This window comes from Hahella chejuensis KCTC 2396 (genome assembly GCF_000012985.1).
Taxonomy (GTDB): domain Bacteria; phylum Pseudomonadota; class Gammaproteobacteria; order Pseudomonadales; family Oleiphilaceae; genus Hahella; species Hahella chejuensis.
The window spans coordinates 2,004,760-2,027,096 of record NC_007645.1 but is presented as its reverse complement, the minus strand read 5'-3'; the positions used below and the strand labels follow the sequence as shown (position 1 = coordinate 2,027,096).

21 protein-coding genes are annotated in these 22,337 nt (G+C 52.0%); 5 read left to right on the top strand and 16 right to left on the bottom strand.

Annotation, left to right across the window (positions count from 1 at the left end):
- Positions 1–89 precede the first annotated feature (89 nt).
- The 3 genes from HCH_RS09000 to HCH_RS08990 all read right to left on the bottom strand — a co-directional run bounded on the left by HCH_RS09000 (position 90) and on the right by HCH_RS08990 (position 2,453).
- On the bottom strand, positions 90–545 hold the full coding sequence (locus HCH_RS09000; protein WP_011395890.1) for a YbjQ family protein: 456 nt from the start codon (positions 543–545) through the stop codon (positions 90–92).
- A gap of 5 nt (positions 546–550) precedes the next feature.
- Positions 551–865 (bottom strand): YbjQ family protein, encoded by a 315-nt coding sequence (locus tag HCH_RS08995; RefSeq protein ID WP_011395889.1) that lies wholly within the window; start codon positions 863–865, stop codon positions 551–553.
- A gap of 526 nt (positions 866–1,391) precedes the next feature.
- Complete coding sequence (locus tag HCH_RS08990; RefSeq protein ID WP_011395888.1) at positions 1,392–2,453, bottom strand: hypothetical protein; 1,062 nt, start codon at positions 2,451–2,453, stop codon at positions 1,392–1,394.
- A 233-nt stretch (positions 2,454–2,686) separates the two neighbouring features.
- Between HCH_RS08990 and HCH_RS08985 the strand changes: the two genes are divergently transcribed.
- Positions 2,687–4,441 carry a flavin monoamine oxidase family protein gene (locus tag HCH_RS08985; RefSeq protein ID WP_011395886.1) on the top strand — a complete coding sequence of 585 codons (1,755 nt, stop codon included), beginning with the start codon at positions 2,687–2,689 and terminating at the stop codon, positions 4,439–4,441.
- Positions 4,428–6,122, top strand: coding sequence for an alpha-keto acid decarboxylase family protein (locus tag HCH_RS08980; protein WP_011395885.1), 1,695 nt, complete (start codon positions 4,428–4,430; stop codon positions 6,120–6,122). The genes HCH_RS08985 and HCH_RS08980 overlap by 14 nt, the downstream gene beginning before the upstream one ends.
- A 68-nt stretch (positions 6,123–6,190) precedes the next feature.
- On the opposite strand, the gene HCH_RS08975 is transcribed toward HCH_RS08980, so the two are convergent.
- Positions 6,191–7,303, bottom strand: a complete 1,113-nt coding sequence (locus HCH_RS08975; RefSeq protein WP_011395884.1) for a M28 family metallopeptidase — start codon at positions 7,301–7,303, stop codon at positions 6,191–6,193.
- A gap of 316 nt (positions 7,304–7,619) precedes the next feature.
- Here HCH_RS08975 and HCH_RS08970 point away from each other — a divergent pair, with 316 nt between their 5' ends.
- On the top strand, positions 7,620–8,456 hold the full coding sequence (locus tag HCH_RS08970) for a substrate-binding periplasmic protein (protein WP_011395883.1): 837 nt from the start codon (positions 7,620–7,622) through the stop codon (positions 8,454–8,456).
- A 63-nt stretch (positions 8,457–8,519) separates the two neighbouring features.
- On the opposite strand, the gene HCH_RS08965 is transcribed toward HCH_RS08970, so the two are convergent.
- Complete coding sequence (locus tag HCH_RS08965) at positions 8,520–9,131, bottom strand: lactate/malate family dehydrogenase (protein ID WP_274377846.1); 612 nt, start codon at positions 9,129–9,131, stop codon at positions 8,520–8,522.
- 330 nt (positions 9,132–9,461) lie between these two features.
- Here HCH_RS08965 and HCH_RS08960 point away from each other — a divergent pair, with 330 nt between their 5' ends.
- The gene (locus tag HCH_RS08960; protein WP_011395881.1) at positions 9,462–10,241 is read left to right on the top strand and encodes an SDR family NAD(P)-dependent oxidoreductase; all 780 of its coding nucleotides are present in this window, start codon (positions 9,462–9,464) and stop codon (positions 10,239–10,241) included.
- Positions 10,242–10,287: 46 nt separating this feature from the next.
- Here the strand turns inward: HCH_RS08960 and HCH_RS08955 are convergent, their stop codons facing one another.
- The 8 genes from HCH_RS08955 to HCH_RS08920 all read right to left on the bottom strand — a co-directional run bounded on the left by HCH_RS08955 (position 10,288) and on the right by HCH_RS08920 (position 19,164).
- Positions 10,288–11,040, bottom strand: a complete 753-nt coding sequence (locus tag HCH_RS08955) for an alpha/beta fold hydrolase (protein WP_041598527.1) — start codon at positions 11,038–11,040, stop codon at positions 10,288–10,290.
- Positions 11,041–11,056: 16 nt separating this feature from the next.
- The gene (locus HCH_RS08950; RefSeq protein ID WP_148212525.1) at positions 11,057–11,665 is read right to left on the bottom strand and encodes a hypothetical protein; all 609 of its coding nucleotides are present in this window, start codon (positions 11,663–11,665) and stop codon (positions 11,057–11,059) included.
- Complete coding sequence (locus HCH_RS08945; protein ID WP_011395879.1) at positions 11,662–11,994, bottom strand: GRAM domain-containing protein; 333 nt, start codon at positions 11,992–11,994, stop codon at positions 11,662–11,664. The genes HCH_RS08950 and HCH_RS08945 overlap by 4 nt, the downstream gene beginning before the upstream one ends.
- Before the next feature lie 137 nt (positions 11,995–12,131).
- Positions 12,132–12,686, bottom strand: coding sequence for a hypothetical protein (locus HCH_RS08940; protein WP_011395878.1), 555 nt, complete (start codon positions 12,684–12,686; stop codon positions 12,132–12,134).
- Positions 12,687–12,835: 149 nt separating this feature from the next.
- Positions 12,836–13,351, bottom strand: a complete 516-nt coding sequence (locus HCH_RS08935; RefSeq protein ID WP_011395875.1) for a hypothetical protein — start codon at positions 13,349–13,351, stop codon at positions 12,836–12,838.
- A 3-nt stretch (positions 13,352–13,354) separates the two neighbouring features.
- On the bottom strand, positions 13,355–13,810 hold the full coding sequence (locus tag HCH_RS08930) for a hypothetical protein (RefSeq protein WP_041598524.1): 456 nt from the start codon (positions 13,808–13,810) through the stop codon (positions 13,355–13,357).
- A complete protein-coding gene (locus tag HCH_RS08925) occupies positions 13,807–17,802 on the bottom strand; it encodes an RHS repeat-associated core domain-containing protein (RefSeq protein ID WP_049780889.1) in 3,996 nt (1,331 codons plus the stop codon). Before HCH_RS08925 ends, HCH_RS08930 begins: the two co-directional genes overlap by 4 nt.
- A gap of 885 nt (positions 17,803–18,687) precedes the next feature.
- Complete coding sequence (locus tag HCH_RS08920) at positions 18,688–19,164, bottom strand: macro domain-containing protein (protein WP_011395872.1); 477 nt, start codon at positions 19,162–19,164, stop codon at positions 18,688–18,690.
- A 529-nt stretch (positions 19,165–19,693) separates the two neighbouring features.
- Between HCH_RS08920 and HCH_RS08915 the strand changes: the two genes are divergently transcribed.
- Entirely contained in the window at positions 19,694–20,101 is a 408-nt protein-coding gene (locus HCH_RS08915; RefSeq protein WP_148212523.1) for a hypothetical protein, read from the top strand.
- Here the strand turns inward: HCH_RS08915 and HCH_RS08910 are convergent.
- From HCH_RS08910 to HCH_RS08900, 3 genes are all read right to left on the bottom strand, one after another.
- A complete protein-coding gene (locus tag HCH_RS08910) occupies positions 20,072–20,611 on the bottom strand; it encodes a hypothetical protein (RefSeq protein WP_041598522.1) in 540 nt (179 codons plus the stop codon). The two genes, HCH_RS08915 and HCH_RS08910, sit on opposite strands and share 30 nt — an antisense overlap.
- Before the next feature lie 84 nt (positions 20,612–20,695).
- Complete coding sequence (gene ybaK, locus HCH_RS08905; RefSeq protein WP_011395868.1) at positions 20,696–21,175, bottom strand: Cys-tRNA(Pro) deacylase; 480 nt, start codon at positions 21,173–21,175, stop codon at positions 20,696–20,698.
- Between the two features lie 30 nt (positions 21,176–21,205).
- On the bottom strand, positions 21,206–22,336 hold the full coding sequence (locus HCH_RS08900) for an ABC transporter permease (RefSeq protein WP_011395867.1): 1,131 nt from the start codon (positions 22,334–22,336) through the stop codon (positions 21,206–21,208).
- Position 22,337: the final 1 nt, after the last annotated feature.

Genomic DNA, 22,337 nt, shown 5'->3' with positions numbered 1-22,337 from the left:
TTCTGGTCAAATCCCACCGGACACTTTCTTTAGAGAGTTTTCATAATTAACCGGCGACATATCATTGTTCGCCGCTGCGTCGACAGGTCTCACTTATCTACTACAGCAGTGCCGTACGCCAGAACTTCGACTGTGCCCAGGGCGCTCTGCATGCCGCTGGAAATGGTCGAGGTTTCCAGTTTTACGTTGTATATCTCTTTGGAGCCAAGGGAAACAGCCTGCTCTTTCATGCGCAGAATGGCCTCACGACGCGCTCTTTCCAGTAAGGATTCATAGCTGAACAGGCGTCCGCCGATCAGTAAACGCAGCGTGGCGAAAAAGCGTTTGAAATAATCAACGGACACCACCACGCTGCCGGTTACCAGACGCGCTTCCACATTGGCCCGCGCTTCTGGAATATGACGCCCCATGGATAAAATCACCGCTCGATGTTTGGCTTCACGAATGCGCAACGACTTAAAGTGAGCTTTCTCTGCGCGACGTCCAAATCCATAGCCCAGCGCCATCAGCAGCAAAAAAGCGCCTATATTGATAAACATTTCCATGGGCTTTACTCCATGACCACCGCCGTGCCATAAACGAATAATTCAGCAGCGCCCTGCGCAACGGAGGAGGTGGCGAAGCGCACGTTGATCACCGCATTGGCGCCCATGCCGCGCGCCTGTCTTTTCATGCGCTCCAGCGCTTCGCCCCGGGCGTCTTCCAGCAACTCGGTATAACCGCGCAACTCACCGCCGAAGATATTCTTCAAGCCCGCCATGATGTCGCGCCCCACATGCTTAGAACGAACCGTGCTGCCCTGCACCAGCCCAAGATGCTTGACGATATTTTTACCAGGAATGGTTTCGATATTAGTGATCAACATAACTAACCCACAGACCTCTTGTTAAGGACACTTCCGGACATAATATGTCACAAATATTCAAAAAGGGAAGGATAAATATTTGCACAAGACGATCCAAGGAAGTCTAAGAGTCAGAGCGCGGTTTCATGACTTCATAAATGTCAGGCTGCTTAATAAAAAGAATGAGCTTGGCGAAGGATACCGTCATTATGACAGCGAGCACCGCCATCAGTAATTCTTTGCTAACAGAGGCGTACCCCAGATTCACTGTCGCAACAATGCCCACGCATATAAGGTTTATACATGCCAGTATCACCAAACCAAGGCGTGGCTTTTGCACCAGCTTTGAGCGACAGTGCGGGCACATAAAACTGGGCCTGATCCTTGTCTTGCTGGGCGCAATCAGCTCTGGCCCTTTAGATGGAAAGAGGAAGCCGCATTCGGGGCAATGGGATCTCATGTGAACTCCAAAACAAGCAGGAACGCTTATAACTCAGCGCATAGTGGCGGCTATATTTCACTCATACTCCCTCTCCGTCAATCCTGACTATTCCACATATTCATCCCCATTCAGCCATACCGGCGATGATGAGTTCTTATCGAGAACGATGGTTTTGTAGAGAGTCTCGCCATCGTCAAAATGCAGCGTCAGCAGATAGCCGTCGATTTCATAACGGCCTTCTTGTTTAGGATAGTAAAAGCTGACGGAGGCATTGTTCAAAGGGACGTCCTGGCTTGGGTATGAGTCCAGATTGCGGGTGAACTTTCCGTCGGAGGAAAACTGGTAACGAACAACGTTGATTATGGGAAATGCGCCGCCGTCCGTCTCCTCCTGAAAACTCAGTGTGTTTTCCATGCGGAAATCTTCTTGAAGCGGCGGGAACTCTTTGGCGGAGACGAACTTTTCCCATTTCTCGCCGTTCAACCATTCGCGTTCGCCATTGTTGGTTCGCCAGCGCGTCCACTTAGCGGGGCGCCTGGCTTTATGCCTCGCAACGCCACCGCGAAATACCAATGCACTCGCATCCATGCAGAGATCGCCGTTTTTAAACAGCAGCTCGGGCGCATCCACCACCGCCGACTTTCCTGCTATGCGCAGGTGGCGGCGATTGAACATCACCGTTTCTACTTGCGCCATATCCTGCCTGATTAGCTCCGGGTCCAGCGGCTGTGCGGCGACTCGCTCCATTTCGCTTGTTAAGGCTTCCTGCGGGGTCTCATCAAGTAGCTTCTGCGTCAGCTCAGGGAATGCCAATACCGGCATAAAGTCTGGACTGGCGAGGACTTGCTCCAAATGGACGCAGTAATCGGCGCGGTGCAGTTTGGCTTTTCCCCCCGCGTCCCTGGCGATGTCCGTTAAGCGAACCTGAAGCTGCGCATCATCCACTAGTAAAACATTAACGACCGCCTCAATAGCGTCGATGCGATTGAGCTTACGCCAATTGCGATATTCCGACTGATAATCATCTGGACAGGCTTCGGTCAGCTTGGCGACATACTGGATCTTCGCCAACATGTCAGGAAGACGCTCAATACTGGCTTCTTCGCCGAAAGCGAAGGCCGATGCGCCAATGGAAAACAACAGGGACTTGGCCAGGAAACTCGTCATTTATTCTCACTACCTGTGGCGGAATTCCTGCGGCGCGCGCCCAAAGGCGAAACTTTTTTTACGGCCGGGAATGTCGAGCGAATATATATTTTTCACAGGAAGTTACAACACTTCTTTAACAAACCCGAACCCACTCTTACAAAAATCAATTTGGCTATTTTTTAAACCATGCCTATGTTTTTTAATACCTGACTAACGGAATAAATAACGCTTCGCTGACAAGGAGTGGGCTGATGGATAACGCTGCATTGACCTTGGATGTCGCGATTGTCGGTGGTGGGGTTTCTGGCGTGTACAGCGCCTGGCGTTTGCAGACGGAGTGCGGCGCGCAACAGGATATCGCACTGTTTGAATACAGCGACCGCATCGGAGGACGTCTTTATAGCATCACGCTTCCCGGACTTCCCAATGTCGTGGCTGAAGTCGGCGGAATGCGCTACATCCCCGACGCCCATATCCTGGTGGCCAATCTGGTCAAATACCTGCAGTTGCCGACCAAAGACTTTCCCATGGGCGCACCGGAGCCCGTCGGCTCCAAAGACAACCTTTTCTTCCTGCGCGGTGCGCGCTTCCGCTATCGGGACTTCAGCAGCCATCCCGACAAGATCCCCTACAACATGGTCTGGTCCGAACGTGGCTATGGACCTGAAGATCTGCAAGTAAAAATCATGAACTATCTGTACCCGGGATTCGCAGACTTATCGTTGTGCGATCAGATGCGGGTGAAGGTGTTCGGCAAGGAGATCTGGAAATACGGGTTCTGGGATCTGCTTTACCGGGTGCTCAGCAACGAAGGCTATATGTTCATGAAGGACGCAGGCGGTTACGACGCCAATGTGGCCAACGCCAATGCGGTAACGCAACTGCCGGCGACAGAGTACAGTGACGAAACCCAATTTCTCACTCTGAAGCACGGTTTCCAATCGCTGCCGCTGACGCTCTGCGAGCAGTTCGTTCAGGCTCCGGGCAATCTGCTCGGAGCCAAACGGCTGTACATGAATCACCGTCTGGCGGAGATCCGCTATACCGGCGACGCAGACTACCCCTACAGTCTGCACTTTCAACATACGCGCACGGTTGACGGAAAAACCACAGACCAATCCGGCGAAACGATAGTGCGAGCCAAACGCATCATCCTGGCCATGCCGCGTCGTTCTCTGGAATTGATCCAGTCTGAGTTTTTCAATGATTCCTGGTTACAGGAGAACCTGCCGTCCGTATTGATCCAATCCGCCTTCAAGCTGTTCCTCGCCTATGAAAAGCCCTGGTGGCGCAGCCTGGGACTGGTGGCGGGACGCTCCGTCACGGACCTGCCGGTGCGACAGATTTACTACATGGGAACCGAATGTGAACAACCCGGCGGCGAGCCATTTCTGAACTCTCTGCTGATGGCCTCCTATAACGACATTGGCACGGTTCCGTTCTGGAAAGGCCTTGAGGATGGCCTGCCTTTTATCGGCTATAAACCGTCCTGCCTGGAAACGGAAATAAGCGCTGACAGGATCGTGCCCAGAACCCGCTATCAGGTCAGCGAAGACATGGTGCGCGCCGCGCAACAACAAGTGCGCCAGGTTCATGACCAAGTCGAGCTGCCGGAGCCTTACAGCGCGGTGTATCACGCCTGGGACGACGATCCCTATGGCGGCGGCTGGCATGAATGGAAAGCCAATTATCGGCTCGACAAGATCATGCGCCGCATGCGCCATCCGGTGGAAGATCAACAGATTTATATTGTCGGCGAAGCCTATTCTTACGATCAGGGATGGGTGGAAGGGGCGCTGACCGTCGCCGAGTCGACCCTGGAGGATTTTTTCGCAATGTCGCGCCCCTCCTGGCTGCCCCCGGAACAACAGTTCTCGCTGATGCCGGTCCCCTCCCCGGACGGTTGCGCTGAAAGCTGCGACTGTCTCACCTGCGATGACTGCAAGAAAGTGTTGGATGAAGTCACTCAATTTGCATACAAAGGAATTGACAATGTTGAAGGATAACTCATTTACCGTCGCTGACTATCTACTCACCCGCCTGCGCCAACTTGGGCTCCGCAAAGTGTTTCAAGTTCCCGGCGACTATGTCTCTGAATTCATGGAGGCGCTGGAAAAGTTTGATGGGGTGGAGGCCGTGGGAGACATCAATGAACTCGGCGCCGGCTACGCCGCCGACGGTTACGCCCGATTCGCAGGCATTGGCGCAGTATCCGTCCAATACGGCGTCGGGACCTTCAGTGTGTTGAACGCTGTGGCGGGATCGTATGTGGAGCGCAACCCTGTGGTGGTGATCAGCGCCAGCCCTTCCGCCCAGGACAGATTGATCATTCGCGACAAAGGCGTGCTATTTCATCACTCAACGGGAAACCTGAGTGCGGATAAAAAAGTCTTTGAACAGGTCACCGTCGCAGCGGAGATTTTAAGTAACGCCGCCGAAGCGCCATTACAGATTGACCGCGCGCTCACCGCCGCCATCAGCAAACGCCGCCCCATTTATCTGGAAGCCTGGCGAAATGTATGGGGCGAACCCTGTCGGCAGCCGGAGCACCCGCTGCGACCGCAGCCTCCCGTTAGCGACAGGGCTTCGTTGCGGGCGGTGGTGGATGAGACGCTGCAGAGACTCATCAACGCCAGGCGCGGCGTGATCATGCTGGGTATAGAGATCGCCCGTTATGGCTTACAGGAGCAGGCTCTGCGCATGGTGGAAGCCAGCGGTCTGCCCTTCACCACCACTCTGGAGGCGAAATCCGTCCTCGATGAAAGTCACCCACAGTTCATCGGCGCCTACGCCGGCGCGGCGTCTTGTCCAGGCACACGGGAATACATGAAGAATGTCGATTGTATTCTGGCGCTTGGCGTAATTTTTACAGATGACTACCTGGATCTGATGCAGAGCGACTTTTCCAACATTATTCTCGTTAACGACGAACAAGTCCGCGTGGGCTATGAGTATTTCCGCAATGTCGCCATGACCGATTACATCGACGGCCTGTCGGCGCATATCAAAAGTAAAAACGGATTTCCACACCCATTGATAAAAGTCCATCTGGACGACGGGGAGTGCGCCGGCTGGAATACGGAACTGGGCGCCCAACTCACCTACAACATCTTTTTCGATCAACTCACTCACTTTTTCCAGAAGCAGCGCTTGCTGTCGGAAATAGAACTGATTCTGGGGGAAAGCTCTTCACTTTATGTCGCCAGCAATATCAACGGCCTGCCTCAAAACAGCTTTATCGCAGACGCCATCTGGGGTTCCCTCGGCCATGAAACCGGCTGCGCCATCGGCGTCGCCATGGCCAGCGGCAAACGTCCCTATGTGGTCGCCGGCGACGGCGGCTTTATGATGATGTGCCAGTCATTGTCCACACTGGCGCGCAATCGTGTTAACGCCGTTATTTTCGTGATGAGCAATGGCGTCTACGCCATTGAGCAGGCCTTCGTGGACATCAAGGCGTTCACGCCGGAAGGTCGCTTCGCGCCTTTCGACGTTCTGCCGCAATGGGATTATCAATCCCTCGCCAAAGCCTACGGCGCCATGGGATACCGGGCGCAGACCATCGACGAGCTGCAGAAAATTCTATTGGATGTGGAGTCCCTGGTGGACTGTCCCGCACTGGTGGAAATCGTCATTCCGCAAAAAGATCTGGCGCCGCAGATCCGCCGTCTGGCCAAACCGTCCTGAGAAGTGGAGGCAAAGGGCTGAACATAATGCAAGCAAGGCGGACGCAAGCGCCCGCCTTTGAGTAAGACTTAGGGCAGGTAATAGTCTGCAAAAGAGACGAACTCCACGGTCGCCTTGACCGCTTGCTCCATCTGACTGCTGACTCTCCCGGGGAAAGCGGACTCCATAGCGTCGATACGGTCGCTGCCGGTATGCCAGATTTCTCCCCACTTCACCTCAGCGTCTTTGTCGCAGGCGCCAACGGTCGCTTCGTCGAAACAAGTCCAGAACTGTGGGTTAACGGTCTGCGAATAGCCGTCTTTCCCGTATTTCCCATCAATATCGAAGTTAGTCGCTTCAACGTAAGCAATGGGGATGCCTCGACAGGCGAATGCGACATGATCGGACCAGTCGCCGGTTTCTCCCGCCTGATAACCGCCGTCCACGCTTGGATGTATTAAGAAATCATTGTCACCGTCCAGAGCGATGGATGCGTTCAGCATCCCTTTGCGTACGGTATCCCCAGCCGCGTAGGAGGAGTTGTCTCCGCTACATTCATAAGGCGTAGCGCTGTCAGCGGAATGCACATACAGGTAATCGCCGCCGGCCACTGTGTCGTAGTTGACCATACCGACGATCTTGCTCAGATCATCCACCGATAACTGGCTCACATAGTAGTTGGAGCCATGCAGACCTTTTTCTTCTGCGCCGAAGAACACAAAGCGCAAGGTGTAGGGTAAGGTTTTATCTTTAATGCGTTTGGCCACATCCAACAGTGTGGACACGCCTGTACCATTATCCGTAGCGCCGGTAGAACCCAGATCTTCGCCAGCGGTGTCGTAATGAGCGCCTAAAACCAACACCTTATCAGCGTTGCTCCCGGCCTTCTCAAAGATGACATTGCTGGAGTTAAACTCATTGTTATCTCGGTCCTTGTAGGTAAACGCTTGCGCACTTGGCGCATAGCCCAGAGACTTGAGCTCGGCCAACAGATAGGCCTCCGCTTTACGCTCACTCTCTGTTCCAGCCACCCTGGCGCCGATGCCCTTGGTGGGATGGGCCAGATCGACCAGATAGTCGTCAGCAGACTTATTGGCGTTGGAGCCGCCATCATTGGAGTCATTATTATTGGAGCAGCCTGTCGCTAACATCAGGCAAGCCAGTCCTGGCAGTAGTTTTTTTGTACTTATTTCAGGAAACATCAAATTTCTCCTATCTTAAAAAGATGCTTAAGGCATCAAAAACCCCGTCCGGCGATAAGCAAATATCGTGGAGAAGTCATTATTTTTATTTGAAAAACATCAAGATAACTGATGCAACGACAACTGGCGGCGCACCTTAGCGGCGACGCCGGTCACTGTCGTCGCACCATATTGCAGCATTCACTTCCGGGCGGATATCCCTCTTTTGCCTTAGGTTCTTCCCGCTCCCTTTGGTCCAACTACAGCTTCGCTCTGCTCGGTGCTATAGTTTTTTTATAACGATTGAATAAATATCACCCAACCCTCTGAGTAATCCATGCGCGCCCAAATGACGTCTCAGTGGTTCAAAATCCTGGTCGTTTCCTTTGCGCTGATTGGAGCTTCGGGAGCAGCCCGGACTGAAACCGGCATTGTTGAAATCAGTGTCTGCGGCATCGACGTGGCCAATCCGCCCATTTATCGGTTGACCATGGCCGATACGAAGGAAACCACGGAGTACAAAGGCGTCGCCTATGAGATGCTGAATGAAATCGAGCTGCAGGCGTCCATACGCATTATCTTTGAGCGTCGTCCCTGGAAGCGCTGTCTGGCGCAGTTGCAGAGCGGCCAATCAGACGCGGTGATCGGCTCCTCTTACGTTCAGGAGCGGGAGCAGTTCAGTCATTACCCTCGCAAACTGAACGGCTCCGTGGATTATTCCAAGCTGGTGTACAGCAACACCCTGTGGATATATACGTCAGACCCGGCAGTACAATGGGACGGCGTATCGCTCAAGCTGCCTCCGGGGGCGCAAGCCGCGGCAGGGCTGGGTTACTCCTCCGCCGACTTGCTGCAACGGATGGGAGTGGAAGTCATTGAGCGCTATGAGCCCAAACATCTCGCCAACCTGCTGGCCAGTCGTCGGGTGGCGATAGTGGCCAGTTACGCCATGCAGGTGGAGCCCTACCTGGATCTGAGCGATCCCAATTCCCCCGTGCGGCGCCTGCCGACTCCCTTAATGCAGGACGACATGTTCCTGGTTTTCTCGCGTCCGTTTTACGCCCGCCACCAACACTTGGCGGAGCGCATCTGGGAAATCTGCGAGGATCTGCACGAATCCGGTCGCTATGACGAAATACTCGCCTTGTACTTCTCGTTTCTGGATTCCCAGTAGCGCCGCCGGGAAACTCGTTTCTGGACAGGCGCAGCCATCAAGCGCCGTCGCGCTCAGGCTACTTCAGAGTGGGCGCGCGCCAACAGTTGCTCCGGCGACATCGGCAACAGGCTTTCGATCACCCTGGCTCAATACGCCCATGCTGACGAAATCCCCCTCTTCCGTGCCGAAGCGCCAGTCTCGCAAATGGTCGATAATCGCTTGCGCAGCGGAGCTGGAACTGGTTCTGCCCTTGCAGGAAATCACCGCCGTCCCGCGTTGCTGCACCTGATCGATCATGATGTCCCGATACCAGTTCATATCCAGCGCCATACGAATAGGCTGTCCGTCTATTCGCAAATGGGATGCGTCTGGAAACAAGGTGCTGGCGTGGTTGCCCCAAATCGTCAGGCGTTTGATACGTCTTGGGTTAATGCCTATTTTACGGGAGAGAAAACCCAGCGCCCGATTGTGGTCCAGACGCATCAGGGCGGAAAACTGATGATGCGGGAGGTAGCGGGCGTTCGCCCAGGCGATCAACGCGTTGGTATTGGCGGGATTGCCCACGACCAGCGTTTTCACCGTGTCCTTGGCCACTTTGCCCAGGGCCTTACCCTGCTCCACGAAGATAGAAGGGTTTTCCTGCAATTGCTGCATGCGATCCATATTCGCCGCGCGGGGCTTGGCGCCGGTCAGGATAACGCCAGGGCCTGCACAGGTCAGGCCCTGTCTCCCGCGGCTAGACGCCGCGCAGGCGCATCCATGCGCCTGACTATCAACATGCCAATATCATTGCCATGTTAACAATAAGATACGGCGACGCTTCAATTCTAGTCAGGGTTATTTCGACGCGACCTCAGCAATAGGTCGTATTTCGTACAGCTGAGACTTAGACTTCCGGCTAATTTATAACGAAGAGATGATCAGGACTTTCATCCCCCGAAAAAATCTGAATACTTAATTCCCTTATCGCCAAGTACTTAAAGACGTATTTGTATATAACCACGATTGAGTGAGGAGAACGCTATGAGTAAGCCGGGAAATCACAACAGGAAAGTTGCGCTGGTCACAGGCGCATCCGTCGGCTTGGGCGAAGCTATTGCAGAACGACTGGCGCAAGAGGGTTACGACCTGATCCTGCTGGCGCGTCGTCAAGATAAGCTGGAAGCGCTGGCCGCCCGCCTGTCGACCAACTGCCATATCATCGCCTGCGACATCTGCGATCAGGACGCTGTAACAAAGTCGATCGAAGACTTGCCGCCGGCGTTCGCGAATATAGAGTTATTGGTGAACAACGCCGGTCTGGCGCTGGGCTTGGGTCCGGCGCAAAACGTCTCCTGGGAGGACTGGAGCCGCATGATTGAGGTGAACTGCACCGGTTTGGCGTTCATGACTCACTTGCTGTTGCCGGGCATGGTGGAACGCAATGCCGGCCATATCATCAATATCGGCTCCATCGCTGGTTCATACGCTTACTTTGGCGGCAATGTCTACGGCGCCACCAAAGCCTTTGTCGAGCAATTCTCCCGCAACCTGAAAGCAGACCTGCTGGGTACGGCGCTGCGGGTCACCAATATCGAACCTGGAATGGTGGGCGGCAGCGAATTCTCTCTGGTGCGCTTCAAAGGCGACGAAGACAAAGTGAAGGCTACCTATGAAAACGCCGACGCGTTAACCCCGGAGCATATCGCCGATTGCGTGGCCTGGGCGGCGACCCGTCCCGCCAATGTGAACATCAACCGCATCGAAGTCATGCCGGTGTGTCAGGCCCCGGAACGTCTGGCGATACACCGCGCCAAATCCTGAGTACTCGGGTATTTCGCCTGGTCGGCCGACAAACCGTCCAGGCGGGTTAAGAAAACCGGATGAAATCGGCGACAATAGCGCAAAATTCATCCGGCGCCTCCAACATCATCATATGCCCCGTATTTTTCTGCCGCACGCTCTGCAGCGCTGTGGCGCGAACATACTCAGGCACATCCCATCCTGCGTCCGAGCGCTCGCCTGAAAGCAGATATAGCGGCAAGCCGCTATCAACGACGCGACGAATCGAATCCTGATACTCCGCCCCTGCCGTCTCCCGCACCACGGCATTGGCCACTGCATGGACCGTATCCGTCGATTGGTTGACCAGTATCCTGCGCGCCCATTCAAGCCGCTCCACAGTCGGCTCAATTTCCGCGCGAGTCAACCAGGCTTCTGGATCGCTCTGCATTTCCGAATAACTTGCCCGCCACTCTGACACGGACATCGCAGCAACTTTCCTGCACCAGAATGCGTCATTAAGAGTGAAGTTGCCTTCCACGCTAATAAGGCCTCGCACCAGCTCAGGATGCGCTTCCGCCAACATCATGGCGATAGCGCCGCCCACACTGTGCCCTAACACCCAGCACGGCCCCTCATCAAGGTTGAGTATTAAATCGCGAACGTGCTCCGCCTGGCCACGCAAGGAGAATCCTTCCCCACCATCTTGCATTGGAGTCGCACCATATCCCGGCAAATCAGGCGTTAGCCAGCGCAAATCAGGGACGCGTTTTTGCGGTTCAAAATAACTCAGAGAACCCATTAATCCGTGGATCATCACCACATTCGTCGTAATCGGCATGGCGGTATCTTTTCTCTTAGTTGGAAACAATTAAGCTGGACGAAAATCGGGAAAAGCGCTCATCCCAAGGCAGAATCAACTGCTGCTCAGGCATAGTGGAAAGCTCAACCTTCGCGAAACGACCAGAAGGGCTGATAGCCTGCAAGAACTGAGGCGCGCCGGCGGGCAAAAGGCTTGTGGTGGGCCTGATTTCGCTGATATCACTCCAGGGAATCGCCAGTGTTGGATGGCCCAGGCGAAATAACAAAAACGTTTTCAGATAGAGGTATCGCTCATCCGCGCAGATAGACAAGATATTCGAATAGGATACGTCTCCAACCTTCCCACTACCTATGCCGCTAAAACGTTCCTTAGTAGGATTAGTCTCGGACTTGTATATCTCCGCTAATTTTTTCCATCCACTTTTCTTCGCCAACGAATAAGAAACAAGCGGCCACATAATAATAAGCAGACAGATGACCACCGCACCAAAGATATATTCAGGAGAAACTGGCAGGCTCTGGAGCAACATCCGCGTCTGATGCAGCGCTTCTTGAGGAAAAATTGAAGGGTAGAACAGAGCCAGAACCACCAGCAAAATTAAACCCACCCACACAGCTCTTAGCGCTCTAAAGACCCATTTCATGCACGAGTCCCGATTCGCTCGGCGATGGCCGCACGCCAACTATCCCTCCCAAACAACACAAAACGAAAGACCGCATTGTCATGGGTGCTGATAGCCAGAGAATTAGGATAAAGAGGAATCACGCCAAACAGCTTGGTCCAGCATTTGGTTAACTTGCAAACCTGCGCCAACGGAATCTCCGTCACACCGCCCTGCACGTTCAGAGCATGAGCCCGAAAAACCAGACGCTGATTAGTCAAATAAAGCTTACCGCCCACCGTCTCAACGCTCTTCTGCAAATTGGCGACGCCTTCCTTCAAAATATCTTCACCGTGCGTGAGATGTATCATGGAGAAACTTCCAAGTAGATGGCTTTAAAAAATCGCCCGAATCATAGCGTTACCGCGCAAGTCTGAGCAATGGTTTTGCTTTGGCCAGATACGTTAGAGTCTGTATGAAATGAAAAACCTCCGTACCAACTCAAACTTCACAAGGGAAATTTTTCATAAGCCTTCCTTGTATCAAACTCGAAAATATCTACATATTCTTCAATTCCTTTTATAGCATCATCCTCACATAAAAATATTTTTTGCAAAAACTCCACTGCATCTGAATAAATCAGATCTAAGCAGTTTTCAACATCGGACTTTCTAAATCCTATTAAGCAAACAATATACTCATCACCCTTTTTTTGGGCTGTAACCCAATAATAGCAATCTTCAGAGAGTCCATACACCTCCCCCACCAACAAGTCACCATTTTTCAGTCGAGATGAAATCGACCTTATTTTAGTTTCAATCGTGACTGGTAAAGACTTTTTTCTCTCTTCATCAATACACCTTTCTAGAGAAAGGCCATAGTATTCATAGGCATAAACTGCTTCATCTTCAGTTATACAAAGGCTTCTCTTGATTACATCTAAGTTTTTATTAATTTCGTTTTCAAAGAAAAGTTTAGCCTCTTCGTAGCCGCTGCTCATATCAACAGCTTTATTTATTAGAGATAATGGGTATTTTGTCTCATTTCTTAGCTTGTTAATCAAATCTATTTTTTTTCATTTTATTGATATCCGGCATCATCGGACCTGAACTCATATTAGTTCCATACAGAGCCATCACGCCGACCAAACCCAAGAACGACTATAAAACATCAAAATAAAGTTATCCGACACACTCTCGCATGAAAAATCATTCATGGATTATCCTGCATATATTCTTTTATGCAGACCAAGTTATCTATATACCTATCAATATGAGAAATCGAATCATCTCCTGCGAATTCATAATAGGAATTCCTCATCTGCAAATACAAAGAATTACATCTATCGCTACCGATATCTTCATATAGATCGAACTTATCATCACAAAACGGAAAAGTAGAAATAAACCTTTTCCTCATATCTAACACAACGCTCAAACTCTCTTCAGAAAGAACATTTTCAAACTCAAAAAGTGAGTTCCTATACGCCATAGCATCACATATACAACAATCTATATTCCGCCTATAATAATCTACATAATCTTCAACAGACTTCTCGTCCTCATCCCAATCATAGGCATACGGAGGAATGACCCAAAATCTTCTTTCTTTAATTCTATTAATCGCATCAATCACAATATTTAAAACAGCCCCAAGAATAATATTATTTTCAAGTCTTTTACCAACATTGACAGCGAAGATACCGTCTACTGCATAAAACAATATCAAGCCTCACTCATCTAGCTGCCTAAAACTATCATACCCTCCATACTCATCCGCCTTCCAGCCTATGAAGATCCACTCTCCAGAACTCTCATAATCATATTCAAAATGAGAAAAGTGCTTAAACCCATAAGTTTGATCAAGGCGCACTGATCCACTGTAAACCATCACATCTGCGATGATTGATGGTCTATCTCCGCAGCAGTTCACAATTACATTCACCAACAGTGAAACATCAAGGCAACCAAAACTAGATTCGGCTGTATACCCAATGCAGCCAACGATATAATTGTTAGTTATAGGCTGAACATCAAAAAGAATTTTAACGCCTAATTTTTGCGCCAAAGACATAGTCAGCAGAGAAAACAATTGGTGGCATTCATCACCCTCACAAAAACCATTAACTTTAATTTTATTTAAAATAAAATCCATTTTTTTCATAATCAGCCCCAAAAATAAATTCATTCTAACTCAAATAGCGGATAGTCCTTATTATTAATTCTAGCATTCCTATCATTAGGATCTATCTCCGCATACCGTTCGTTAATATCGCTACCGTCATCCCCTTTATGCCTCCAGCCAACGACTGACTCTTGGCCGTCAACGGTCCTTTTATATTCAGGGTCAACCCATTGATCAATTTTGACATCTTGAGCATCCCGCCAGCGACCTCTTGTTTTCTTCTTCCCTTCTATACGTCCATATACAGAAATAATACTTCTTTTATTTCCTGCATCAGTGAAAACGGCACTACCTTCTTTATAATATATATCAACGTGATTACCCCACTTATTCCTTCCTGTAAAAATTCGATCCGGGCTATTCAATATTTCCAACACCTTAGGATCTTTTATGTTTATTTTATGTTTATCTCCAGAGTGACCTGGCGTCCTGCCCGGCATATCAAAATCGTAAACATCATTTTTATCAATTATTTCAAATACATGATCATTCGAAAATGGTATTACACCTCTGTATACTCCATTTTTATCAAACCCAATTCCATTTTCAATGCGATAATTATCAAGCTCTTTACCTTCTTTACAAGTCAACCCAAACGGGTCCCCCCATCCTGTGGGGTTCGGGGCATACTGATAGTTGTTGTCTCCCCCCAACAATCCAACTGGGTCCTGATTGATGAACCGTGCGGCGCTGGGGTCGTAGTAGCGGTGCCGGTTGTAATGCAGGCCGGTTTCTTCGTCGTAGTATTGGCCCTGGAAGCGCAGTGGGTTCTGTACGTCTTCGACGTCTTTAAGCGCCAGGTTTCCGTAGGCTTTGTAGCGGGCGGACCAGACGACTTCGCCTTCCGCGTTGGTCATTTCCTGCGGCGTGCCCAGGTGATCCAGATGGTAGTGGTAGACCTGTTTGTCCTGGATGAACGCCAGCGGGCGGAAGCTGTTGGGTTCGTAGACGTAGATTTTGTGCAGGTGGTTGCGCTGTTCCGAGAGCAGCACGTCGCCGTTCCACAGGAACTCGGTCTTGCCGAAGGCGTCCTGTTTGGCGATGCGGCGTCCCAGGGCATCGTATTGGTATTCGGTCTTTTGCCCGTCTTTTTCGATGGCGATCAGCTGGTTCTGCTTGTTGTACTGGTAACGGGTCTCCAGCCTGCCGCCTTTGCCGCGTTTTTCGAGTATCAGGTTGCCGGCGGCGTCGTACTCGAAGTGGCGGTCGCCATGGAAATTCAGGCGGTTGCCCTTGGCCTGATTCTGGCCATCGAGAATATTGCCCGCCGGGTCGAAGGCGAATTCTTCGTTGCAATAGCCTTCGACCGTTTTCAGGCGATCCAGGGCGTCGTAACGGTAATGGGTGGTCCCTTTTTTCAGGTCGTCGATGAGCGCCAGATTGCCGCTGGCGTCATAACCGTAGCTGCGCTCGATGATGCGCGCTTTGCTCTGACGATGACTGACCCGATGACGGATCAGGCGTCCCATGACGTCGTAGTCGTAGCGGGATTCCGCCGCGCCCTGGCGGCGACGCAGTTCGCGTCCGTCCTCGTCCCGTTCGATGCTGGCCAATACGTCGCCATTGAAACTGGCCTGGGTGAACAGGCCATGGCGGTCATAGCCGAAGCCGAGGACGCCGCCGTTTGGCAGCAGGGATTGGATGCGGGCGCCCAGCGGGTTGTATTCGTGACGCAGACGTTGTCCGTCCTGGATTTCCTCCGCCAGTCGTCCTGTCGGCGTATAGGCGAATTCCAGGGTGCGGTAAGGGTTGCTGGCCTGCGTCAATTGACCGTTGGCGTTGTACGCGAAGCGGCTGATGTCGCCGTCCGGGCTATGTTTTTCACGCAGACGACCCAGAGGGTCGCGCTTGAACAGTGTGGTGTGTTGCGCGCGAATACGTTCGTCGTCATGTACGCCTTCAATATGCGCCTTCAGATGGCCCGCCGGGTCATACTGATATTGCTGCACCCGACCGTCGAAGCCGATCTCCTGAATCAGACGTTCGTTGCGGTCGTAGGCCAGCTCATAGCGCTCGCCCTTTTCGTTGATCAGGCCGATCAGGTTGCGTTCTTTATCGTACAGATACTCAAAGGTCTGGCCGGCCGGGTCGATGCGTTTGCGCACCTGGGCCAGGCCGTCATACACGTATTCGGTGCAGCGGCCGGCGGCGTCGATAAAGTGCGTCAGCTGGTCGTTGGCGTTGTAACGCATTTTCAGGACGGAGCCATCCGGGCGTTTGACTTCGGTGACGTTGCCGTTGCGGTCGTACTGATAGGCCGTGGTTTGTCCCTGATGATCGGTGGCGGCGCGGACCTGTCCCTGCGCGTTGTAGGCGTAACGGGTGGTGTGCTGGTTGTCCGTTTCGCTGACCAGTTGGCCTTCCCGGTTCCACTGCAGCTCCCGGGCCTGTCCCAGGGCGTCGATGATCTTTTGCGGCAGGCCCTGTTCGTTGTATTCGTACTGGGTCTGCGCGCCTTCCGGATCAGTGATGCGGGCCAGCAGGCCCTGTTCGTTGTACTCGCGACGCCAGACATGGCCGAGGGCGTTGGTGATCGCCACCGGCATGCCGTCGTCGTTGTAGTCGATTTTGTAATGGCCGCCGTTGGCGTCGATCAGGGCGGTTAACTGGCCGTTGTCATTGTAGGCGTAGTGGGTGCTGTGGCCGTTGGGATCGGTCTGCTCCACCAGATTACCGGCGTTGTCGTACGCGCGCCGGGTGATTCCGCCTTCCGGATCGATTTCTTTAACGATCTGGCCGCGATCGTCATAGTGGAAAGTGGTTCTGCCGCCGTTGCTGTCGATGGCGTGGGAGGTCTTGTTGGCCGGGTCCCATTCGAAGCGGTAGTCATAGACGCCCTGGTCGCCCCACTGACGCACACAGCGGGCGGCTTTGTCGTAACGGCTCCATTCGAAATAGAAGCTGAAGCCGGTCTTCAGAGTGCGGCGGGTGATGACGTGGTTGCGATAGGCGTAGGATTCGCCAGCGCCAGCCGGGTCCCGCACCTGCGCCAGATCCTGGGCGTCGTCGTATTCGTACCTGACCAGGGTGTCCACATCGCCGTCCGCGCGCAGCGACTGGATCTCGCAGATCAGTCCCTGGGCGTTATGCAGCACGTACAGGCGTTTGCCCCAACTGGTCTGAATAAGAGTGACCGGTCGCTCGTAGCCGTCCAGGTCCTGCCAGTATTGAATGCGCACGCCATTGCCGACGCCATCCAGCAATCCTTCCAGACGGTAGACGCCGCCGGCGCCCACAAACAGACGGATGGGCTCGCCGCGTTGTTTCAGTACGTAATGGGTGTCGTCAATCCGGCGCAGTTCCAGATGTTCAGCGGCGTTGCGGACGGTCTGGCCGGGTTCCGCCAAAGGAAAATCAATATAGCGGCCTTCGTCTGTGGTGAAGACCAAGCGCCCTTCCTGTTCCTCCAGCTGCTGACACAGCATATGGGTCCAGCCCACGCCCAGACCGCGCTGATGAGGATTGGAGGATTTATAGGTGCGTTTCCAGATAATCGGCAGAGGGCCGGCGACGGTGAAATCGGTCAGATCCAGCAATTCCTCGCCGGTGACCATGCTGATGGGTTCGCCTCTTTTACAGACGTTCCTGATTCCAGGCGAGCAAATACTATTGTCATTGAAGCCACTTTTCTTGCTACTTACTTCCTCCATATCAGGGAACTTCCGAGTAATGGCTGTTGCGCCGATTAACGCTCCCGCCTCAATCATCAGAGGGGTCCACTCACTGAGAGAGTATTCACTTACAACATCCCAAGCCTCCCCTAACTCCTCCTTGAATATTTCCCGGCTTCGCTCATCGCTAGCCAAGCGTCCCATGACAAAGCCCGCTTCCTGCTCTTGGGCATCCATTTCTCCCACCGATTGCTGGTCAAATTGCGCTTGCCTTGGGCTCCAGTTTTCATCAAACTCGCTCGGCAGCCCAGCCTTGTTGAGCAAGAAATTAATGGTTTTTCTCGCTCCCTCAGCAACCGTACCCAGAGCGCCTCGCTCAGCCACTGTTGCCTTATGATCAAGAACTACTTGTTTGACTGCCGCCCCATAATCTCGAACCAACTGCTGAGCAGCTGCATCCGTCTTAGGTACAACAAAACCACCATTGGACACCGAGGGTGGAGACATTTGCTCCCGACCAGCATCCTCTATTTCCTCCGAACTCTTCGGTAGTGGCCCTTTAAGATAGTTGCTCACTGCCTTGGGTTCACTAATCCATCCCGGGTTTCCTAATAAAGGAGACACCTCCATGACTTCACCTGTAAGCGCAGGAGGTGGCGGTGGTGCGGGATTCGCTCTTGTGATTAGTCGCTCCGCCAATAATGGCTCTGCATTAGTGGGGACGACCCCTTCATCATCTTTAATAGCAATCGGGCTGAAAGGCTCTTTACCATCCTTAAAAACCAGAAGTATCTCGCCATATTCCATTTGCCTGATGAATCTGTCTCTCCACCATTTAAAGTGCCGTGATCCTCTTCCAGGAAACCCGCCAAACGATGAGCGAAAGTGTGAGCCAGAGAGGTAGTTAACGACTTCCCCCACTTTAAAGTCATTTCTCAAACAACGGTCGGCATAGTTGGCGGCAAAGAAAGGTGATTCAACAAAAGGCAGGTCAGCAATGGTAATGTCAGTCCAGTGCTTGAACTCATACGAGCGAGAGGAAAACATTTGAAAACATCCCTAGTATTACGCCATTCCCAGCCATGTAGAAAATATGGCGATGAATTTTGCGCGGACAATAAATAGCCACATTCTACGTTTCAAAGATGCACGCATGAATCATCCACATCACCTAATACAGAGGGAGTAACGGACAACTATCATGAAGACTTATGCGACCCAGTCTCAATAAAATCCAAGAGCTATATAACGTGACATTCTCAATATCAATCAACGATTTGCAAAAGGGGCCATAGCCGGATGGCGGACATTCTCCCAACCTCTCAAGACCACGTTGTCGAACGCCGCTCGCATTTGCGTCGCGGACTCGACGGCGTCCATGCCTCCTACGCCAGTACATAGACTGGGTATAGCGATATTCCTTATTTTTCTTTCCGTCTTCGCGTTGTATCGCGCAAGCGCCAGTAATAATCCGCGCATGGCCAGATAGGCGTTAAGTGTAGCGCTGACATTGCCTGGAACTCTCATGGTCGGGGCCAGGATCAGCACCGGAAATTGCTGCGCCCGCATATCCAGCGCCAACCCGGCGCCGACTGGCAGCTCACCAAGGTACTCCTGACGAATCGCCGCACTGGCTTTTGTTTGCGCCTGACCGTTATAAAAGTCGTCTATCGCTTTATCTAGACCGCCGCTCATTTCGCCAAAACTGTTGCTGGGGCTGACCAACGCATCGCACTTCAATTGCAAGATGTCGCCCTGCGCCACCTCAACTTGGTCAATCTCAGAAAACGCTAATGAAACGCCACTGCTTTCTGATCTTTATTGCCGCCGAAAGGTTTTACTACTTGCGGTCGCTTCCCGGAGATGGAGGCAATCATCGACTTGAACATATTTTTGTTTGTTTCCCTTAACGAAAGATCTTTAAAATACTGCACTCAATGCATTGCTACTTTGATAAAGCCTGAAACCCATGTCCTACTCCGAGCACTATATTGACTCTCATCACTTTACATATGGCGCATCACATTTCCGAGGCGGTCAACTTCCAAGCATAAAGAGTTTATTAAACAAACAGCTTGTAAGAGTCAGAGGCTATCAAAAGTTTATACCTGAATATCCACAAGTGAGATGCTTGCCTTTGGAGTTCTTCTACACCTGCTACCATTGTATCTGCGCCATGGACGCCAAACTTTTCGAAGATATAACAAATAGGGGCAGCCGTAGCCTGGCGTGGGCATCCTGGCTCGCCCTCGTCACGCCATACCCCGAGAGCTATATGCTTCAGCAACTAGAGCAGATTATCGAAAAAAACTCTGACTATTCTGATTTTTATATCTTGACTATGGCGATTCGCAGACTGGAGGAGCAAACGCCAGAATGTCAGGAAACAGCTGATATGTTTAGCGAGTATGGTAGTTTTATAACCCTGCTTCCAAGAATAAAAATTCCTTTACGTCCTTCCCCAACTGAACACTACTTCAAGCAGCGTAGACATCGTGCGGAAACAATCGCTAATATTTATAAAAATAAAGGAACTGACACCGCCATAGCGTATATAAAAAGCCTTCCTGTGCAGGAAGAAGATATGGACTATAAAGAGTGGTTGCGACTACAGGCTTTGCGAGAAGAGCATCAGCATAAAAACAGTAGCTTCTTAGCCAAACTTCTCCATCATACAACGTAGGTCGGCATAAGCCTGCCTGCAAAATTTGAGGGTTAAATTATTATTTAATAGTCGGAGGCGCTTTATGACGAAAACCTCGGCTCCGTTTTTCACGGCCTCCAGCACAGACTCATCAATGTTGAGACCTGCGTAACCTATATTAGGCAAATCTGGCGTCCATTCCCCCCAATCCAAAGGCTTTCCTTTTTTCCAGATCTCCTTATCCTGCAAGCACTGATATCCAGATTGAGTCTCTCCCGCCAAAAAAGAGCAGCCAACACATTTTTCCGGGATATAAAAGCGACTGCTCTCAATCTGCACCGGTATGCAGCTTCCATTAACTCGACAAGCGCCATAATCCAATGGCAAGTAACCACCGATTTGTTCTTCCGCCCTTAGACACTCTCCTTCCAAAAAATATTCGCACTTAGCGCACTTAGCCGGAATAAGTTCTTCTATGCCCATATGACTAAATAGCACTGGATCTAGAGCCCCCTTTACTTCGCATTTTGGCATCGCCTTTCGATACATGTACTCTTCCTCAGAAACCTAATCCGGCCCCATCGACGTCATCAAGCTGCACGCAAAGGCGTCAATTTCTGCTTCATATTCCAGTCAGTCTGAAACGCCAATCGCCGCAGAGACGCCGCCAGTGAGCGATAGCAAGTCTTGAGGAGCAAGTTCTATTTCCAGGCCCCGTTTTCCTGCGCTGACGAAGATGGTGGCGTAATTGAGAGAGGTATCGTCAAGAACAGTAGGAAGGCGCTTTTTCTGTCCCAGTGGGCTGATGCCGCCGACAATGTATCCGGTGGCGCGCTCGGCTTCCTTTGGGTCCGCCATCTCCGCTTTTTTGGCGCCAAGCGCTTTCGCTACGGCTTTCAGGTCCAACTTGCCGGAGACGGGAACAATACCGACGGCGAGTTTTTGCGCACCGCCGGTCAATGACACCAGCAACGTCTTGAATACGCGCTCCGGGGGCGCTCCCATCGCCTGTGCGGCTTCTTCGCCGTAAGACTCAGAGCGCGGATCATGCGCATATTCATGAACTTGGTAGGTTATCTTGGCCTTCTTGGCCTGATTAATCGCTGGCGTCATCGGACTTCCTTTTACTGCATCGTAAGTGGTTTAAGACTGGGTAGTTTCCACCATTTTCCGGAATCGTCCAAGCGCCGCCAGAAACAAGGCCAAGCCAATGACGGTAATGGCGAGAAACTGAGGCCACACCGCCGAGAACCCGGCGCTGCGATATATAATCGCCTGCGCAAAACTGACAAAGTGCGTGGTCGGCGCCGCCAACATAATGTATTGCACGATATCCGGCATACTCTCCCTCGGCGTAATGCCGCCGGACAGCAACTGCATGGGCAGTATCACCAGAATAATCAGCAGTCCCAGTTGCGGCATGGAGCGCGCCACCGTTCCCAGAAAGATGCCCATGGAAGTCGTAGAGAACAAATGCAGCGCTACGCCAAGCAGAAACAGTGGAACCGATCCGGCAATCGGCACATCCAACACGCCCTGGATCACCACATATAGCGACATGGCCGCGCCCAGTAGAACGACCAAACCATTGGACCACACTTTCGCAGCCATGATTTCCAGCGGCGACAGCGGCATCACCAGTAAGTGCTCCAGAGTGCCATGCTCTTTTTCACGGATCAGCGCGGCGCCTGTGAGAATAATCGACAACAACGTGATCTGGGAGATGATCTCCATCACCCCGCCAAACCAATAGCCCGTCAGGTTAGGATTAAACATGACGCGCACATTCTGCTCTATCGGCAGCGCCGCTTCATCGCGACGACCACTGACGAACTCGTTCACCTCCGCCGTCACGATACTGCGAATGTAGGTAGCGCCAATGAAGGCCTGAGTCATGGCGGTGGCGTCGATATTCACCTGCATATCAGAGGATGCTCCCGCCATCACATCTTTCTGTAACCCGGACGGAATCACCACAACGAAGGTGTAGCGTCCCTCATCCATCCCCGCATCCACGTCCGCGTAGGAAATCAGCTCCGGTTCTTTAAAATGGGGGGGATAAAAGGCATTGGCGACGCGCAGTGAAAGCTGACTCTGATCTTCATCCACAATGGCGATAGGCGCATTGTGCAGCTCCCTTGAGGCGGCTGTGGCGGCGCTGTACACGATAATAGTGAACGCCGCCAAGACGAATATCAGCAACGCGCGGTCATGTAAAAAGCTGCGGATTTCTTTTATTCCCAGGCGACGAATGTTGGCCAGTTTGCTGCTCATA

Excerpts from the sequence above, each read along its gene's own strand:
- HCH_RS09000 (WP_011395890.1), bottom strand. The coding sequence starts at position 545 with ATGGAAATGTTTATCAATATAGGCGCTTTTTTGCTGCTGATGGCGCTG.
- HCH_RS08995 (WP_011395889.1), bottom strand. The coding sequence starts at position 865 with ATGTTGATCACTAATATCGAAACCATTCCTGGTAAAAATATCGTCAAG.
- HCH_RS08990 (WP_011395888.1), bottom strand. The coding sequence starts at position 2,453 with ATGACGAGTTTCCTGGCCAAGTCCCTGTTGTTTTCCATTGGCGCATCG.
- HCH_RS08985 (WP_011395886.1), top strand. The coding sequence starts at position 2,687 with ATGGATAACGCTGCATTGACCTTGGATGTCGCGATTGTCGGTGGTGGG.
- HCH_RS08980 (WP_011395885.1), top strand. The coding sequence starts at position 4,428 with ATGTTGAAGGATAACTCATTTACCGTCGCTGACTATCTACTCACCCGC.
- HCH_RS08975 (WP_011395884.1), bottom strand. The coding sequence starts at position 7,303 with ATGTTTCCTGAAATAAGTACAAAAAAACTACTGCCAGGACTGGCTTGC.
- HCH_RS08970 (WP_011395883.1), top strand. The coding sequence starts at position 7,620 with ATGCGCGCCCAAATGACGTCTCAGTGGTTCAAAATCCTGGTCGTTTCC.
- HCH_RS08960 (WP_011395881.1), top strand. The coding sequence starts at position 9,462 with ATGAGTAAGCCGGGAAATCACAACAGGAAAGTTGCGCTGGTCACAGGC.
- HCH_RS08955 (WP_041598527.1), bottom strand. The coding sequence starts at position 11,040 with ATGCCGATTACGACGAATGTGGTGATGATCCACGGATTAATGGGTTCT.
- HCH_RS08950 (WP_148212525.1), bottom strand. The coding sequence starts at position 11,665 with ATGAAATGGGTCTTTAGAGCGCTAAGAGCTGTGTGGGTGGGTTTAATT.
- HCH_RS08945 (WP_011395879.1), bottom strand. The coding sequence starts at position 11,994 with ATGATACATCTCACGCACGGTGAAGATATTTTGAAGGAAGGCGTCGCC.
- HCH_RS08930 (WP_041598524.1), bottom strand. The coding sequence starts at position 13,810 with ATGAATTTATTTTTGGGGCTGATTATGAAAAAAATGGATTTTATTTTA.
- HCH_RS08915 (WP_148212523.1), top strand. The coding sequence starts at position 19,694 with ATGCTTCAGCAACTAGAGCAGATTATCGAAAAAAACTCTGACTATTCT.
- HCH_RS08910 (WP_041598522.1), bottom strand. The coding sequence starts at position 20,611 with ATGTATCGAAAGGCGATGCCAAAATGCGAAGTAAAGGGGGCTCTAGAT.
- ybaK (WP_011395868.1), bottom strand. The coding sequence starts at position 21,175 with ATGACGCCAGCGATTAATCAGGCCAAGAAGGCCAAGATAACCTACCAA.
- HCH_RS08900 (WP_011395867.1), bottom strand. The coding sequence starts at position 22,336 with ATGAGCAGCAAACTGGCCAACATTCGTCGCCTGGGAATAAAAGAAATC.